This is a genomic window from Hyphomonas neptunium ATCC 15444, assembly GCF_000013025.1.
In the GTDB taxonomy this organism is placed as follows: domain Bacteria; phylum Pseudomonadota; class Alphaproteobacteria; order Caulobacterales; family Hyphomonadaceae; genus Hyphomonas; species Hyphomonas neptunia.
The window spans coordinates 1,196,290-1,213,927 of the sequence record NC_008358.1 but is presented as its reverse complement, the minus strand read 5'-3'; the positions used below and the strand labels follow the sequence as shown (position 1 = coordinate 1,213,927).

The following is a 17,638-nucleotide window of genomic DNA, read 5'->3' as shown; positions in this document are numbered from 1 at the left end:
AGCTTCCGGAAAGCCGCTATTCGGCAGAGATACGCTCAATGGTTTCAGGACGCCCGCTCGCCTTGGACGGCGGCACCTGAGTGGCAATGGACGACTTGGGACCCTGCTTGTTCGGTTTGGGTTTCTTTGGCTTCGTCCAGCCGAAGATTCCCGGCTTTGCTTCCATCTGATAATACTTGCGGTAGGCCTTGTAGGTCGCGCCAGGATCACGGTGATGGCGGCGGCGGTTGAGGTCCACCATGTTGAGCGTAACGCCCAGCACGTCGGCCTTGAAGTTGCGCAGCAGCGTCAGCGACTGGCGGGCTGCCGAGCGCGTCGTCTGACGCCAGCGAACAACGAGGATCGCCTTATCCACCTTGCCGGCGACAACGCGTGCCTCGGCCATAAGCAACAATGGGCCAGTATCGATCAGGATGAGATCGTACATTGCACGCAGGCGCGACAACAGCTCGTCAAAGGCGCGCGTCCCGAAGACATCGTGAGGCGTGTGACCGTTGAGCGAAAGCGGCAGGACGTCGAGCATCGTCTTGTGGTCCTTGGCGATCGCGTCCGAAAGCTGACCCGCACCAAACAGGTGCTCCACAAGACCGATCTCCGGCTTCATACCTGCCATTTCGGTCAGCTGACGGCGGCGGAAGTCGCCATCGATCACCAGAGTACGCGACCCCGACATTGCCGACATGCGGCCCAGGCTGAGCGCGAGGCTGGTCTTGCCTTCATCAGGAAGCGAAGAGGTGATCGCCACGGTCTTGGTCTCGCTGTCGAGATCAGAGAAGGCAATGGCGGCCCTGAGATACCGGATACTTTCTGCATACGCCGAGAGCGGGTTCTCCACGAGGAAGTCAGCCGGGCTCGTCTGGCCGAGCCCCAGAAGGCCCGCAGTACGGATAAGGGGAACAGAGCCGATAGGATTGGACCCGAGCTTGTTTTCAACATCTTCCGAAGAACTGATGTTGGAGTCGAACAGTTCGGCGACAATTGCGAGGAATACGCCGACGACAAGGCCCAGGACGCAACCGATGATCAGGTTGAACGCCTTGCGCGGAGACGCCGGACGGAACGGCACAGAGGCAGTCGAGAGAATGCTGGAATCTGCCGTAATCAGAGCATCCTGCTCCCGCGTCTGTTTGGACCGGGCAAGGAATTCTTCAAGCATGACGCGGCTGGTCTGCGCATCGCGCTCGAGTTCGCGCAGGCGGACAAGGTTTACGTTGTTGCCGCGAAGCTGTGAAGTCGACCGGCCAATTTCACCCTGAATGGAGCCGAGCTGCGCCCGGGCAACGTTCAGTTCGCTCTCCAGGTTTGCCGCAATGCGGTTCATTTCCGAATTCATCTGGCGGTCAATGTCGGCAACTTCGTTGCGGGCACTGATAAGGTCGGGGTGGCGATCGCCAACGCGGGTTTCCAGCTCGGCCACACGGCGCAGGAGTTCTGACCGCTGTGTCTTCAGATCATTGATCAGGGGCGAGTTGATGACTTCAGAGACGCCCTCGACACCGGCCCCACTGTCGATCTGACGGCGCATGCTGTTATAGCGGGCGCGGGCGCGATCCACTTCGATCTGCGCCTGTCCGCGCTGGGATGTAAGGTAAGCGATCTGTTGTTCTGTAAGCGTCGTCCCTTGTGCCTCGAGAAGGCCGGTTTCAGCGCGGAAGGTTTCAACAGCCTGTTCTTTCTCCTCGACCTCTTCGCGAAGGCCGGAGACACGTTCCTGAAGCCACTCGGTAGCTTTGCGGGTCGCGTCGTATTTCTTTTCAAGCTGCTGCACGCGGTACTGCTCGGCAACTTCGTTTGCGAGACGAGCGGCCGTCGCAGGTGAAGTGCTGGTGACATCAACGGTCAGAAGATACGTTGCGCCCACACGGCCAACCGCCACCTTCGACATCAATGTGCCGACAACCGCTTCGAATATCTCTGCTTCCTTCTGCTCAGGCGTCATGCCGGCAAAAGGGTCTTTCTCGGATGTATCCCCGCCCATAAGCCCGACTACCGCCTTTTGCGAAGACGATATGAACGTTTCCTTCTTGGGACGGAGCGTCCAGTTGAACTCCGGATCTTCGATAAGGTTCTGCTCCTCTGCCACGCGCGAGAGAAGCGTCTTGGATGCAATGACGCGCACCTCGGTATCGATGACAGATGTCGTCGCGCCGCCCGCGCCGGAAAACAGCGCGCCCAGATCAATGACATTGATCTGATTGGTATCGAGTTGAATGATCGCCTGCGACCGATAGGTCGGGGTCTGCGTAAATGTGATGAAAACCACCAGGCTGAGCACGGTGATGAAACCGGTAAAGATCAACCAGAATCGCCGATAGACCATCGTTATCAGCGATTTCAGGTCGAACGCGCTCGTGTCTATGCCACCGGAGCTTCCGCCGATGTCAGCATTGGATGGAATTTCTACAGTATACGACTTGGACAAGGCAGTGCCTCTGGAAAACTGTTGGAGGCCCGCAGGATGCAGGCCTCCGGATTAGCAGGTGTTACGGGAAGAGAGTGACGCCGACGCCGATGGTCGTTACGCCGTAGGAAGGATCACCGAAGACATCGACCCCCGACACGTCGCGATCTGCGCGCGTCACGAAGGTATCAAAATGCACGCGGCGGTTCATCTTGTAGATCGCGGAAACTTCCAGGTCAGTGCCCTCGTCTTTCCGGTCGATTTCCTCGAACTCGTAAGACAGATAGTCCGCTCTGGCAGAAAGGACGATATTGCGGCGAAGCTCGTGATCGACACGCACGCCAGCCCGGCTTTCAATCGCCGTGGGCGATTCAAACAGGCCGGTGTCGCTGACGCGGCGGTTCCCGTTGAATGTCAGCGTGGTCAGCTGTGTGGGGAACCACTGAATGCGCCCATCAAACGACAGACCGCTGACTTCTTCGAAGAAATCATCATCCTTCGTTTCCTTGAGGTAGCCCACGGCGACATCGCCGCGGATCAGGGAGTTGAGTTCGAAGTCCACACCGCCCGCAACCGTATATCCTGCAGAGTCGCGCGACCGTGGCAGACCGCCGAAAATCTGCTCTGCATCATAGTCGCGCTGCTCATAGGTGCCTTGGCCGAATACGGCGAAGTTAGGCGATACGGCATAGGAAACCCGCGTGCGGCCATCCAGGACCGTGCGATCACGGTAGCTCTGATCAATCGGAAGACCCGTGCCGATCTGGCGGCCGTTTTCATAGTCTTCGTTGCGAATGCCCAGACCGTTGGTCCAGCGCACCCGGTCATTCACATAGTTCACATCAACCGTTGCGCCCTGAACGGACACGCCGATCGGCTTGTCAGAGCTGAAGATGTTGGAAATGTCGGTACGGGGTTCAACACGGTCTTCCACAAAGACCGAGCCACCGATCGAGAAGCTGCGCGAAACATCGACACGGCCGCGCAGACGCGCGCGCAGGTCGTTATTGGACTCGTCGCCCTGGTCAAAATACTCGTTGCGGCGGGCCGAAACATCAAAGCCGAGCGAGTGAACGCTCCAGGTGGTGTCACCCGATGCCCGCAGGCCGGCCCGTCCGATGGCGCCGGACTCTTCGTTGGCCGAGATCACATAAACGTTGTCGGTATATGAGACACCCAGTTCGGCCGCGGAGTTGACCCTGAATGTGCCAAGGCGAACCGGTTCGGGATCGAACTCCGGCTGCGGGCGGTCAAGTACGGCTGTGTACTTGTCACGGCTGTAGTAATCGGAGCCTTGTGCATTGGCCACTGAAGCTGCAACGGCGCACACGGCAACGCTGGTCAGGCTCAGGCGTTTCAGATCAGTCATGCTGTTTACCATTCTCACTTTGATTGCGAGGCCGGTTAGGCCCGGTCTTTGGCGGTTCCCTGCAAGTTCAGCGCCACCCCGCCAGGCGGACTTTGAACAGATTTACGTCAACGGATTTGCTGACGGTTGTTTACGCGGAAATGGATTACAAATGAATATCACGATCCCGTAGATTTCTCCTGTCGGGAGGTCTTTCGTCCGCGCACCTCGCCCTAATGGCGCGCGCCGTTAATCTTAACAAGGTCTAAACGACTGCTTTGCAATTTCATGTAATTTTAGAAATATGAGTCAGAACGCTCAGAAAATGCGAGCAATTTTGATTCAGAATAGCTTTGCCAAGCCCTGCCCTGCTCCCTTACAACGGCGCGCATGCCAACCCTGACCCTTGCTCCCGCCTGCGCCTCTGACTACCGCCTGAGGGCCGAGAAGCGCCTCCCGCGCTTCCTCTTCGACTATCTGGACGGCGGCGCTTACGCCGAACTGACGCTCAGACGGAATGTGGCGGACCTTGAAGCGATTGAACTTCGCCAACGCATTCTGCGCGATGTTTCGGCGCTGACCACCGAAAAATCCTTTCTTGGCAACACGTTGACCATGCCGCTGGCCCTGTCACCCGTCGGTCTGTCCGGAATGATGGCACGCCGCGGCGAGGCGAGTGCCGCAAAGGTGGCGGGCGAGTTCGGCATTCCTTATTGTCTTTCCACGCTGTCGATCTGCTCGGTCGAGGAGGTTGCTGCCGCAACCCAGGGGCCGCTCTGGTTTCAGCTCTACATGATCCGGGATCGCGGTTCGGTGGCCGATCTGATCGCGCGCGCGAAGGCCGCTGGCGCCTCGGCGCTGGTTCTGACCGTTGACCTCCCGGTGGTCGGCACCCGGTACAGGGATGTGCGCAATACCATGAGCGGCGGCGGCGGCGCCTGGGCCAGGCTGCGCCGCGGCCTTCTCTCCTACATGATGCATCCCGGATGGAGTATGGATGTCGGCCTGCGTGGCGGGCCGCATATTCTCGCCAATGTCGCGCCTTATGTGCCAGATGCTGCCACCCCGGCAGATTTCTCCGCATGGGCCAATGCCTCGCTCGACCCCTCCGTCAGCTGGAAAGATATTGAATGGATCAAGGCCCAATGGGGCGGGCCGCTCATCATCAAGGGAATTCTGGACCGCGAGGACGCGCTTGAAGCGGTCAACTGCGGCGCTGATGGCATCGTGGTGTCCAACCATGGTGGCCGCCAGCTTGACGGCGTTGCTTCGTCCATCCGGGCGCTGCCCCCGATTGCCGAGGCTGTTTCCGGGAAAACCCTGATCCTCATGGATGGCGGCATTCGTTCCGGGCAGGACATCCTCAAGGCGCTTTCCAGCGGCGCCGACCTTGCCATGATGGGCCGCCCATGGGTTTACGCGCTCGCAGGCGGCGGCGAAAAAGGCCTCGCCCACCTTCTGGCGGCCATGAAAGGCGAGTTGACCGTTTCCATGGCGTTGACCGGAATCACCCAAGTGACGGAAGCGGCGCCCGGTCTGCTATCGCCCACGGATTGAACGCGGCGCCTCAAGCCCTTGCCGGCTTGAGCAATGGCTCACTTGGCCGGGGGTAGAGTGGCAAGGAACTCTGCCAAGCGGGCACGATACGCGTCCCCGGCAACCTCATACCCGTCGCAATGACCGGCCCCCTCGATCGGCCAATAGCTGACATGCGCATCGCCCCGCTCCACCAGAGACCGGGCGTGCTGTTCAAGCACCACATAGTCGTCCGTCCCGTGAAGGATGAGAACCGGGCGCGGCGCAATCTGCGGCATGGCATCTTCGGCGCTGACATAGGACTTCAGCCCTATCCGCCACCGCGTGAGGCCAACAACAGTCTCGCCCCAAAGCGCCGCCACCCAGGAGGCATTCACGCCCCGCCCTTTGAGACGCTGATCTATTCCGTCGGCCACAAAGGCCTCGAAGCTGGCAATCGACGATTCCGCGACAACGCCATCAATCGACGGGTCTTTCGCGGCGGCAATGATGGCTGCCGATCCGCCCAGTGAACAACCGTACACGACTATTCTCTGATACCCCATCCGGCGCATCTCCGCCGCCGCCGCAACGCCGTCTTCTGCTTCCCGCACTGACAGACCCGTGCCCCGGCCGGCGCCGTCGCTGAGGCCATTCTCCCGCAGATCAAACATCAGAACGCTGGCGCCCAGCTGATGAAACATTCCAAGATGTCTCAGAAAGGCCCGGCGGTCGTTCCCGCGGCCATGCAGCGTGACTATGGCAATATCCGACGGCTCCGCCGCCGGCACCAGCCATCCCCGCAGCGTCTCGCCCGTGGGCACGGAGAAGCTCACATCCTCATAATCCAGCCCGGCAGCAGACTGCGGTGTTTCGGCGAATGTAAACGTCTCGGGATCTGGCTGGGCGTATCCCGGCGGGCTGGTGAGGGCTTTTGACTGAAGCCAGGCCACGATCAGAACAATCAACACCGCGCCCGCCGCAAGCAAGGCGCCGCCCGTCAGAAAGATCATCCGTACACTCATACGGTTTCCAGCCTGCTTTCCGCCTTCGCCTTCAATGCATTCAGCCTTGAAAGTATTTCGTCCGCAATCTTCTCGGTCGTTGGTGTTCTGATCAGGCTGAAATGATCGGCGTCCAGGAATATGATGTCCATCTTGCCGATGAGGATGTCATCCCAGCCCAGCTTCTCGCCAGCCCGCAAGAATGGCAGCAAGGCGTGCTCCGCCCGGAACAACAGCACGTCGCCATCATACTGGGGCGGATGATAATTCCGCTGCGCCTTCATGTACCCCTCTTCGACCAGATCAGAGAGGATCTCGATATGCGATTTGGGCGCCACCTCAGGCTTTGGCTCCACACGGGCGCGAAGGGCGTCTTTCACGGAATTTGCGCGTTTGCGGATACGAGCGCCGATTTCCGCTGGCCCCAGCTGCACCCACTCCTGCAGCTTCTGGCCAAAGCGGGCCACTTCCTTGTCGAAACGTACCGGCCGCTCTGCCTCCTGCGGCGCCAGGGTGTCCAGCAGACAGAGGAACTCCACCTCGCGTCCACTCCGGCGCAGCTGGTGTGCCATCTCCACGGCGATTACTCCGCCCCCGGAATATCCGACCAGACGGTAAGGCCCCTTCGGATCGAGCGTGAGAATATGGCGGACGTAGAGATCGGCCATTTCCTCGATGGTTTCCAATACGGGCTGTGTCCCGTCGATGCCCTGCGCCTCAATCCCGTAAACCGGTGCTTCGCTGCGCAGGCGATCGGCCAGTGGCTTGAACACCAGAACGGTTCCACCCGCGCCATGGATCAGGAAAACCGGCTTGCCGCCTGACGCGCCCGGCGCCATGCGCACAAGCGGCGACCAACGCGCTTTTGCTGCGGCTGGTTTGGCGGGAGGGGCGGCTGCCACGGCTGCTTTGGGAGCCGCGTCGGGCGCTGCCGTCTCTTTTTCCGTTACCGGAACATCTTCAGCCGCCGGCGCGCCCTCCAATGGCTCGGGCAACTTCTCTCGCACCAGAACGGCAAGCAGCCGGATCGTGGGCGCTTGCAGCAGCGCGCTCAGCGCCAGTTCCACACCCATATCCCGCCGGATACGCGCAAACAGACGAACGCCCGTCAGAGAGCCACCCCCATAGGACAGGAACTCCTCGTCGAGCCCCAGCGTATCAACGCCCAGTATCTCCGCGCACATCTCCGCAAGCCGTTGCTCGACCGGATCACCACCTGTCACCGCCTTGCGATCCGATGAGGCGCTGGATGCTGCGGCGGCCGGCCCCCGGATGACCAGCTTTGCCTGCGCGACCGATACGGGCGATACGACAAAGGACCGAGCGCCTTGCGTGAACAGCTGCTCAAACATAGCGTGCGCCTCTGCCGCACGGATACCCTCGGCAAGCAACCGGTCCCTGGCGCTGGCGGAAGGTTCGGGAATTGCGGGGATGTCTCCGCCAAACTCAACCCGGCGGAAGCAAGCCCCGCGAACCTCAAGCAACAGCGTGCCAGAGGCGTCTTTTATATCGACATCGAATGTGGCGGTGTCGTCCCCTTCAGCTGTCAGCCGGCCCTCGGCTGAAAACCGTTCCGTCAGTGTACGATACACCCGCACGGACCCGATCGATACGGGCGCAAACACGCCGCGCTCTGCATCATTCTCCAGCAGGAACAGCCCCGCAGCAAAGCTGGTGTCAAACAAGGCCGGATGAATGCGGTAGGTTTCGAGATCGTCCACAAAATCCCTGGGCAAAACAAAGTCTGCGCTGACAGCGCCGTCTCCAACCCTTGCCCGCGAAACGTTGCTCCAGCGTGGGCCAAATCCAACCCCGCGCTCTGTCAAAGTCAGACGTTCTGCATCAATCTCCGTCTCGCACGCCACTGCGGAAACGGGGTCTGGCGCCGATGTTCTCTTGGAGAGCTGCGCATCAAAATGCAGCAGCCAGCCTTCGCCCGCATGCGCGCGGCTTTCCACTTCAATCCGGAAACCATCGCCTTCCAGCGGCGTCAATGTGGTGCGCACCTGGCGCGATTGGCGCGGCCGGATGGCAAGCGGCGCGACATAGCTCAGCTGGCTGATGTCCACCTGGTCCCCCAGACCTACACTCAGCGCAGCCGCGCTGGAAATTTCCACATAGGCGGCGCCGGGAAGAACAGTAATATCGCCAATCCGGTGTTCGCTCAGTGTCCAGAGGGTTGCTTCGGAATAGGTTTCGGCAAACTGCACGGTGCCGTCTCGGGTTTCCTGCCGCACACCCAGCAGAGGATGCATCGCGCCCGCATTTCCAACCGCGCCCGCGTCCGCCGCCCGCTTGGCCATGCCGATGTCGGCCCAGATACCCCAGGTAATGACGCGCCCATCGCTCCGGGAAGCAGCCACCGTCTCGGCAATCGCATTGCCCGCCACATAATCGGATTGTCCCGGCGGCGTGATGAGAACACTGGTCGATGAGAAGACCGCGAACATATCCAGCGTGCCATCCGGCGCCAGGCGATCAAGCACGCGTGCACCCTGGGCTTTGGCGGAAAGCACCCTGTGGGCTTCCTCCAAGGTTTTCATCGCCATAGGCGTATCGTCAATCGCGCCCGCAGCGTGGAATATTCCGTTCACGGCGCCAAAGCGTGCGCGCGCCTGGTCCACGACAGCCTGCATCTCCGCAGTGTCTGCAACATCCGCGGCCATAACGAGCACTTCGGCGCCCAGCGATTCGAGCGCGATAAGTTCCCGTGCCCGCACAACATCGTCCGGCGCGCCCCAACCGGCAGCAAGCCGGTCCCAGCTTTCGCGCGGCGGCGCCGGGGTGCGTCCTGTCAGAACCAGCCGCGCCTTGACCGCGCCGGCCAGGTATCGCGCCAGCTCAAGCCCGATACCGCCCAGGCCGCCGGTGATGAGATATACGCCCTTTTCCCGCAACGTTTGGTTCGCCGGCGGCGTTACGCCTCGCTTGAGCCCCGGTACAAACCGCTGCCCATCCCGCCAGGCGGCAACCGGCGCATCGCCTGCGGCATCCAATTCGCTGATGATCTCGCCGGCACGCATACTGATGTCATCCGCAGCGCCGAAATCCACAACTCTTGCCCGCACGCCGGGCTGTTCTGCGCTCAGCATCTGCCAGGGGCCGAACACACCCGCCTGCATGGCGTCGCTCGCTTCGCTTGCCTCAACTGCGAGGGCATTTTGCGTGGCCGCAACCAGCAGGGTCCGCTCAGCCCAGCCGGAAAGCTGCAACGCCTTGCCGAGCTTGAAAGCGGCATCAAACGCCTGGAATGCTTCGTCCGCAGACGCATAAAGAAGCGGCCAAAGGAAAACCAGCGTATCGGGCTCTGCACATTCTTGAGATACCGCATCAATGAGGGGCGCATAATCCTGCGCGCTGGCGTCGAAGCTGAAGGCGCCATCCGCAGTCTGCAATTCGCCCGCTGCCGGATCGTGGCTCACCACGACACATGCATCCCCTCGCGCGCGGAGACGCTTGATCGTCTCGGCGGCTAAGTCGCTGCCATCGCTGAATATGACATGCGTGCGCGCGCTGTGTGTCTCTTGCTCCAATGGAGCCGGTTCATACACGCGCGTTTCGAACCAGTCCTTGACGTCCGCGCTGCGGAAAATCTGAAGCGTATCGGTATCTGCCGCCGCTTTGCCTTTGCCGGGCTCGATCCAGTGGCGCTGGCGCTCAAACGCATAGGTCGGCACCGACACCCTGCGCTGGCCTTCACCCTTCCGTACACGGGCAAAATCAACGGATGCGCCAAGCGCCCAGAGATGGCCAAACGCGGACAGCGCATAAGCTTCCGCGTCATGATCTTCCACAGCTGTCGGCAGGCTCGCCACGACACCGCGAAGGGCATGCGCGCCCTGCGCCAGCCCCGCCAGCGCGCACAGCGCCTGCCCCGGTCCGACCTCAACAAGCACCGTGTCAGGTGTCGACAACGCCGCTGAAAGTCCGTCCGCAAATCGCACCGCGCCGCGCAGATGGTTCACCCAGTAATCGGATGTCGCCAGTTCCTGCGGCTTGGCCGGCGCGCCAACAAGATTGTTGATGAATTCCATTTTCGGCGGCGAAAGTTTCACCCGGTCGAGCCGCGCACGGAAGCGGGCCAACCCGCCGTCCAGCATGCGCGAATGTGCCGCCACCTTGATACGCACCGGAGCATGTTTGATACCCTCCGCCTCCAGACGTTTGGAAAACGCCGCGAGCGGCTCATCCGCGCCGGATACCACTGTCACCTGCGGAGAATTGAGAACCGCAATATCGAGATCATCCCCAACCAGCGCACGCACGCGCGCCTCATCGTCCTGAACGCTGATCATGCCGCCCGCAGGCGCCGTTTCGAATATCTCGCCGCGCTCAAGCACAACGCCAATCGCGTCCTCAAGCGACATGATGCCGGCCAGCACAGCTGCCGCATACTCGCCTGCGCTGTGGCCGATCACGGCATCGGGCGTAACACCCCAGCTTTCCCACAGCTTCGACAGCGCATACTCGACGATGAACACGGAAAGCAGCGAATAAGTCGGCCGCTCCAGCGCCGCCGAACCGGCCTTGAAATCGACCGCCTCAAACATCAGTGCGCGGAGATCCCTTGCCAGTCCCGGCTCAAGGACGGCAAAACACGCTTCTACCGCCGCGCGGAACTCCGTATTGTTCTCATACAGCGAACGGGCAGCATTGGGATATTGCGCGCCGCCGCCGGGAAACATGAACACGATGCGTGGCTTGGTGTCCTTCGCCGTCGCTGACGTGCGCCGCCAGGCGCCATTGGGCGTCAGCCTCTCCGCCAGTTCCTGAGCGTTGGAAGCCACCACCGTTGCCCGATGCGCAAAGATCTTGCGGCCGGTCTGCGCCGTAAAGGCAGCGTTTGCGATACAGAACCCTGCGTCCGGCGCCGCCGCAAAACCCCGCCACTTGGCCACGAGTCCCTCAAGCGAGTCCTTCGTCTTTGCCGAAAGCGTGATCACCTGCGGGCCGGATGCCAACGCCGGCGGAAGTATGGGGGCCTCCTCCAGCACGACATGCGCGTTGGTTCCGCCCACGCCCAGCGAATTGACGCTCGCCCGGCGGGGCTTGGTGCCCCGCTGCCAATCCTTTTGTTCACCGACAACCTTGAAAGGGCTGCGCGCAAAATCAAAACGGCTGTTGGGCTTTGAGAAGTTGAGCGTTGCGGGCAGCTTTTCTCCGCGCATCGCCAGCACCACCTTGATCAGCGAGGCAATGCCAGCTGCCGTATCAAGGTGACCGATATTGGTCTTCACCGAGCCGATCCCGATTGATCCTGCCGGGGCGTCTCCATAAACCTGCTGCAGGGCCGAAAGCTCGATCGGATCACCGACCAGCGTGCCGGTGCCGTGCGCCTCGATATAGTCCACGCTGCCGGGCTCCACCCCGGCAATCGCCAGGGCTTCGGCAGCGGCCATCGCCTGCCCGTCAATGCTGGGCGCCAGATAGCCGGCCTTGCGCGCGCCATCATTGTTGATGGCCGACCCCAGGATCACGGCATGTATGTTGTCCCCGTCCCGCAGGGCATCATCCAGCCGCCGCAGCGCAACCACAGCTGAACCACTGCCAAACAGGGTGCCGTCCGCCTCGTCATCAAAGGCGCGGCAGCGCCCGGTCGATGAGAGGATTTCACCCTCCGCATACCGATAACCCCTGCCATGAGGCAGATCGATGCTGGAGCCGCCCGCCAGCGCCATATCGCATTCGCGCGCAAGCAGGCTCTGACACGCCATGTGAATGGCAACCAGTGAGGTCGAGCACGCGGTCTGCACGCCAATGCTCGGCCCGTGAAGGTTCAGCAGATAAGACACCCGCGTCGTGAGAAAGTCTTTGTCATTGCCCGTGTGGCGCAGGAGGAACATGCCCTCACTCTCAACCAGCTCCGGATTGCTCAGCAGGTTGAACGCCAGATAGGCCTGCATCCCGCAGCCGCCGAATACCCCGACAGCGCCGTCAAATTCATCCGCCGGCATATGACCGGCATCTTCCAGCGCTTCCCAACAGCATTCCAGAAAGTGGCGATGCTGAGGATCAAGGATTGCCGCCTCGCGTGGGCTGAATCCAAAAAATCCGGCATCGAACATTTCCATGTCCGGCAGCGCCATGGTTGCCCGGATATAGCGGGGGTCCTGAATCGCCGCGAACGACTCCCCGGCCGCCACGAGTTCCTCAGGTGTCAGCCAGCGGGTCGCGTCCCGGCCAGCCTCAAGCATCGACCAGTATTCCCGAACCGACCGTGCGCCGGGAAAATGCCCAGCCATGCCAACGATGGCGATGCTGTTCTCATCGGCCATAAGTTTCAGGCCCCTGCAGAATCACGGCGGCGCGCAGCCAGGCGCGCCTGCGCCCGGCCGAGCCCCGCATTCGGCTTGTCCTTGTCATCACTGCCACCCTTGCGGATACGCTCAGCCAGTGTACGGACGGTCGGAAAACGGAAGACATCCGTAATGGTTACATCCCGCGAGAAGTCGCTCTGCACGCGCCGCAGCATCTGGAATGCCAGCAGGGAGTGCCCGCCAAGGTCAAAGAAATTGGCGTTCACATCCACCGCTGGAAGCCCAAGCAGATCGCTCCATGTGGAGGCAAGCTTCTGCTCCACTTCATCGCTGGGCGTCTCAACCGCGCCCTGAACCGCCGCTTCCGGCGCAGGCAATGCCTTGCGGTCAATCTTGCCATTCGGCGTCAGCGGCAAACTCGGCAGCACAACAATGTGCGCCGGCACCATGATTTCCGGCAGGCTTTGCAACAGCTGCGATCTCAGCGCTTTGGTATCAAGCTCGGCGCCCGGTTTGACAACGCAATAGGCAACAAGCCGCTTATTTTCATTGCTGTCGCCAAGCGCAACAACCACCGCCTGCGCGATCGCCGCTTCGGCAATCAGCGCCGCCTCGATCTCGCCAAGCTCGATCCGGTGCCCGCGCAGCTTCACCTGATGATCGATCCGCCCCAGGAATTCCAGTTTCCCATCGGAATGACGGCGCACAAGGTCACCAGTCCGATACATCACCTCACCCGGCCTGTCCGGCAGCGTCACAAAACGCTCTGCCGTCAGATCTTCCCGGTTCCAGTATCCCAGCGTCACGCCGTCGCCGCCGATCAGCAGCTCTCCGGCAGCCAGCGCCGGCTGGGGCCGGCCCGAAGGCGAATCGATGCGCAGCGTTGTGTTGAGCAGGGCTTCGCCCAGCGGAATGAAATTTCCCACTTCATCGATATGACACATGGTCGACCAGATCGTCGTCTCGGTCGGCCCATACATGTTGAACAGTTTTGCCTGCGGCGCCGCCGTGCGCAGCGACCGGGCCAGCTCCATCGGCAGCGCTTCCCCGCCCACGCAGAGCACCTGCAGCCCGGCCAGCTTCTCGGTTTCGCCGCCCAGCATCATCGCCATGGACGGTGTGCATTGCAGATGTGAGGCACCAAAAAATTCGACATCCTCGGCAACCGTGTGCCGCCCTTCATGCGACGGCGAAGCTCCGGCACGGTCCATCACGCGTTTCAGATAGGGCAGATGCTCAATCGCCAGGTCCTGATCCACCCCGAAATCGACCAGACAGCCGATCTCGTCCACGCCAATACCATGCACCCGGCGCGCCATCTCGGCGCAGGTCTCAACCGATCCGAAAAGACCACTCGTCTGGAAATAGCGCTCGAACGCATGGTCAAGCAGCGCGTCCATCTCTTCGTCCGTCAGCGGCTCGGCGTCCATCACCTCTTGCGCCGTGCGGCCTGTCTTTTCGCCCTTCTGAACCAGCGTCGGGAAAGTCCAGGCCGCATCGCGCACAAGATCAACCGAGGTGCGCAGATACGCTTTCATTGGCTCACGGACGGTCTCGCAAACATCGTCATCGGTCTCGCCGGCAAACGAGTGCAACATCAACGTCACACGTCCTTCGCCCGGATGCCCGGCTTTCCGCCAGGCCTCACGATACCTGGCGATGTTGCCGCCAAGCTCAGCTACCGACATGCCCAGCAGGTGGGTCAGCACATTAAAGCCCTGCCGCCCTGCGCTCTCGAATGCTTCGGCCGCCTTGGCAATCGTCAGCCAGATCGGCAGTTCCTTCTGGATCGGGCGGGGATGAATACGCGTTGGCACCTCAACGCCGTTCGGGTTCACAAACGGCACGGCCTCGCCGCGCCACAGGCGCTTCAGCGTGTCGATCCGCTCGCTGAGCGTATCACGGCGCGTCGCAAAATTGTCCGGCGCCAGAACAAAGTCATTTGGTTGCCAGCCCGTCGCAATGGCAAGACCGACCCGGCCGCGGGACACATTGTCGATCACCGACCAGTCTTCCGCCACCCGGATGGGGTGATGCAGCGGCAGCACGCAGCTGCCCGCACGGATATGCACATTCTTCGTGATCGCCGCCAGCGCAGCGCTCGTCACGGCCGGGTTAGGATAGGAACCGCCGAAATCATGGAAGTGGCGTTCCGGTGTCCAGATCGCCTCAAACCCGTTTTCATCGGCAAAGCGCGCGCCCGCAAACAACAACTTGTACTGATCGGCATTCGCGGCAGAGGACGCCGCAAAATAGAACAGGCTGAACGGCTTGGTTTTCTGCGTTTCCGCGCCATGCAGCGCCACAGTCAGGCCGCGCGACAGCGTCCAGAACAGCTCAAGGACGGAGATGTCAAAGTTGGGGCTGGTCACCGCCAGCCAGGTATCACCCTCTTTATACGGAAGGCGAACATCCATCGCCGCAAAGAAGTTTGCCAGCGCGCCATGCTGAACCTTCACGCCCTTGGGGCGGCCCGTCGATCCCGAAGTGTAAATCAGATAGGCCAGATCCTGCGGGCCAACCTCCGGCGCGCGCCATCCGCCCGCAGAGCCGCCGCGCAGCTCGCCAAATGCCAGCCGCTGGGCCCGCACACCCTCCTGCGCGCCGGGCGCATCCGTGATGACAAAATGCGACTGGCTGTCTTCCAGCATGAAATCAAGCCGGTCGGCCGGATAGGCCGGGTCAAGCGGCACATAGGCACAGCCGGTCTTCAGCACGGCCAGCAACGCCACCACCAGGTCCATCGACCGGTTCATGCAGACGCCAACCGTCTCGCCGGCGCGAACGCCGCGCGCCATGAGCTGCTCGGCGACCTGGCTCGACGCGGCGTCCAGCTCGGCATAGGTCATCGCGCCGTCACGCGTGCGCAGTGCCAACCGGTCGGGCGAGCGGGCGGTCTGATCGGTCACGCCCTGATGCATCGACACAAAGGGAACGCGGGTGGCTGTGCCTGCTTCAAACGCGGCCAGTGCGCCACGCTCAGCTGCCGGGCGAACGTCAAGCCCGGATACAGCCTCTTGCGGCGCATCCCGAAGGCCGGCGAGCGCTGACGCGATATGTCCGGCGATCACGCCCGCCACATCTGCGTCGTAAGCGCCTGCAGAAATCTCCAGCGTCAGCCCGGCTTCGCCTGCGCGCAGAATAATATCCGCATTCGGATGTTTTGGAGCGTCTCCCCCGATGGCGACAGCCAGCGAGAAATCATCCGCCCGCCCCTGCATGCGCTCGGCGCGTGGCCGGCGCATATAAGCGTCGCAGGCCAGGGGACCTTTATCCCGCGCCGCGTCCACCAGGGCGCGCGCGTGCGCAACCAGCTCTCCGCGTTGCGCGTCACCGGCCACATCCAGCGCCAGCGGGCGCCAGGGCGCAAACCACGCCGCATATTTGCCAAGCCCGGTCCATTGCGCGCCGTCATGAAAGGCAATCGCTGCTGAAGACGCCCCGCCCACATGTGCAGACCAAACCGCAACCGCCGCCAAGCCAAGCGACAGCTCCGCGCCGGCATCCAGCGGGAATGTATGCACGCCCGCCGCCGGCTTCAGCGCGCGGGGATACGGCGCCGCTTCGCTGGCGACCGCCCGCGCGCTATGCGCCATCCAGAAGCTTTCCGCCTTTGCCGCCGCAACCGTGTGACGGTCCAGCTCAGCCACATCGCTGGCGGCCAGATCCGGCAGGCGCGCGCCAAGTGCGAGATCGCCCGACTGCGCCGGATCGACCGCCGCGCCCGAACTGTCCGTCAGCCCGCTCAGGCGCAGCAACTGGCCGCCCTGCGCTGCCACAACAACGCCATCCGCGTCGTGCGCGATCACCGTGCCATGTGCCGCCAGAGACGCCGCACCCGTCGCCGCCTCGACATCGCTCACCAGCAGCACGCGCTGCCCGGTCCACACTTTCAGGAAAGACAGTGTATTGGTGTAAGGCCCGAACGTCATCGCCCGCGAAAGCGCCAGCGTGTCGTCTGCAGAAACATCAAACCGCAGCGTCGCCGCGGCGTCCGGCCGTTTGTACCGGCCGAAATAGGTCCGCGCGCCGTCCTGCGGCCGGACCGTGACATTGCCGGCAAGCAGCGACGGGATCATCGCCTTGAAGGATGCCAGCCCCGCCTCGAAACATTTGGCGTTAAGGCTGAAGGCCGTATCATTCGGGTCAATCGTCAATGGTGCGGCTTCGACAATACCGCCCATGTCGGCTTTGCCGGTCATCTCATGCCAGGTGACACCATGCGCGGTCTCGCCCTGAAGGATGGCCCAGGACGTCGCGTTGAGGCCCGCATAACGTGGCAGGGGGCCATCGTGAAAGTTGATCGCCATCTTGCGGGCGCGCTTCAGCAGCGACTCCGGAAGCATGTCGAGGTTGGCAATGCTCAGCAGATAGTCGAACTCAAGCGCCTCAAGCTCGCCCGAGACGACCGAGCTTTTGTTCAGCACACGCACGCCGATGGCGTCACCATGGCTGGCAATCGCGCTGTCCTGAGTAACGACAGCAGTAACCTGCCCGCCCGATGCCATATATGCCTCAAGGCATTGCAACAGCAGCGGTCCATCGCCGACGATAAGCGCAGTAATATTGTTCACGAGCCACCCACTATACGTTTATTTACTGAATACATGTCCCCACCCCAAGCTAACTCGGCGCCAATGCGCGATCAAGCCAGCCACTCTGGTGCTTAGGCGAGTTTCGGTCACGTTTTGTAAAAATTATAAGTTGAAACTCACACGAACCCCGTGGAATTCGCCTGCCAGCCCGTTTCAACGCGCATCGCCGCCGCCACGCCCGGCCCACCAGAATGGCACCGGGGTTCAGGCGCGCCTCTGCCACCGGTGTTCCATGACGGGTCACACGGCCGAAGCACTCTGCATCGCTTAATCGGGATTCCTGCGTCGTATTATAATATGTCACGCTTGCCTCACTCCCCAGTCGGCAACTTACATCCATGCAGGAATTAAACCAAATCACGGCCACCATCCCGGCCCCTTTGCCCCGCGGAAGGCGGGGGCCGGAAATCTTCAGAATTCCGAAATACTTGGCTGGCCTCTACTGGCTGCGCCGTGCCACAGGAATGTGTCATGGCACGGGAATCTCATAGCAAGACCGCCTTCCGGATTCCGTCTCG

6 protein-coding genes are annotated in these 17,638 nt (G+C 61.8%); 1 reads left to right on the top strand and 5 read right to left on the bottom strand.

Annotation, left to right across the window (positions count from 1 at the left end; all coding sequences use genetic code 11):
- Positions 1-16: 16 nt before the first annotated feature.
- Positions 17-2,422 (bottom strand): GumC family protein, encoded by a 2,406-nt coding sequence (locus HNE_RS05920; protein ID WP_011646212.1) that lies wholly within the window; start codon positions 2,420-2,422, stop codon positions 17-19.
- A gap of 61 nt (positions 2,423-2,483) precedes the next feature.
- Entirely contained in the window at positions 2,484-3,770 is a 1,287-nt protein-coding gene (locus HNE_RS05915; protein WP_160162605.1) for an outer membrane beta-barrel protein, read from the bottom strand.
- A 369-nt stretch (positions 3,771-4,139) separates the two neighbouring features.
- On the opposite strand from HNE_RS05915, the gene HNE_RS05910 reads away from it, so the two are divergent.
- Positions 4,140-5,306, top strand: a complete 1,167-nt coding sequence (locus HNE_RS05910; RefSeq protein ID WP_011646210.1) for an L-lactate dehydrogenase — start codon at positions 4,140-4,142, stop codon at positions 5,304-5,306.
- Between the two features lie 38 nt (positions 5,307-5,344).
- On the opposite strand, the gene HNE_RS05905 is transcribed toward HNE_RS05910, so the two are convergent.
- The 3 genes from HNE_RS05905 to HNE_RS05895 are packed head-to-tail and all read right to left on the bottom strand — an operon-like array spanning position 5,345 to position 17,099.
- Entirely contained in the window at positions 5,345-6,277 is a 933-nt protein-coding gene (locus tag HNE_RS05905; RefSeq protein WP_011646209.1) for an alpha/beta hydrolase, read from the bottom strand.
- An 8-nt stretch (positions 6,278-6,285) separates the two neighbouring features.
- Positions 6,286-12,543, bottom strand: a complete 6,258-nt coding sequence (locus tag HNE_RS05900) for a type I polyketide synthase (RefSeq protein WP_011646208.1) — start codon at positions 12,541-12,543, stop codon at positions 6,286-6,288.
- A 5-nt stretch (positions 12,544-12,548) separates the two neighbouring features.
- Positions 12,549-17,099 carry a MupA/Atu3671 family FMN-dependent luciferase-like monooxygenase gene (locus HNE_RS05895; RefSeq protein ID WP_011646207.1) on the bottom strand — a complete coding sequence of 1,517 codons (4,551 nt, stop codon included), beginning with the start codon at positions 17,097-17,099 and terminating at the stop codon, positions 12,549-12,551.
- Positions 17,100-17,638 lie beyond the last annotated feature (539 nt).

Bases quoted from the DNA above. Each gene is read 5' to 3' on its own strand.
- HNE_RS05915 (WP_160162605.1), bottom strand. From the start codon at position 3,770: ATGACTGATCTGAAACGCCTGAGCCTGACCAGCGTTGCCGTGTGCGCC.
- HNE_RS05910 (WP_011646210.1), top strand. From the start codon at position 4,140: ATGCCAACCCTGACCCTTGCTCCCGCCTGCGCCTCTGACTACCGCCTG.
- HNE_RS05905 (WP_011646209.1), bottom strand. From the start codon at position 6,277: ATGATCTTTCTGACGGGCGGCGCCTTGCTTGCGGCGGGCGCGGTGTTG.
- HNE_RS05900 (WP_011646208.1), bottom strand. From the start codon at position 12,543: ATGGCCGATGAGAACAGCATCGCCATCGTTGGCATGGCTGGGCATTTT.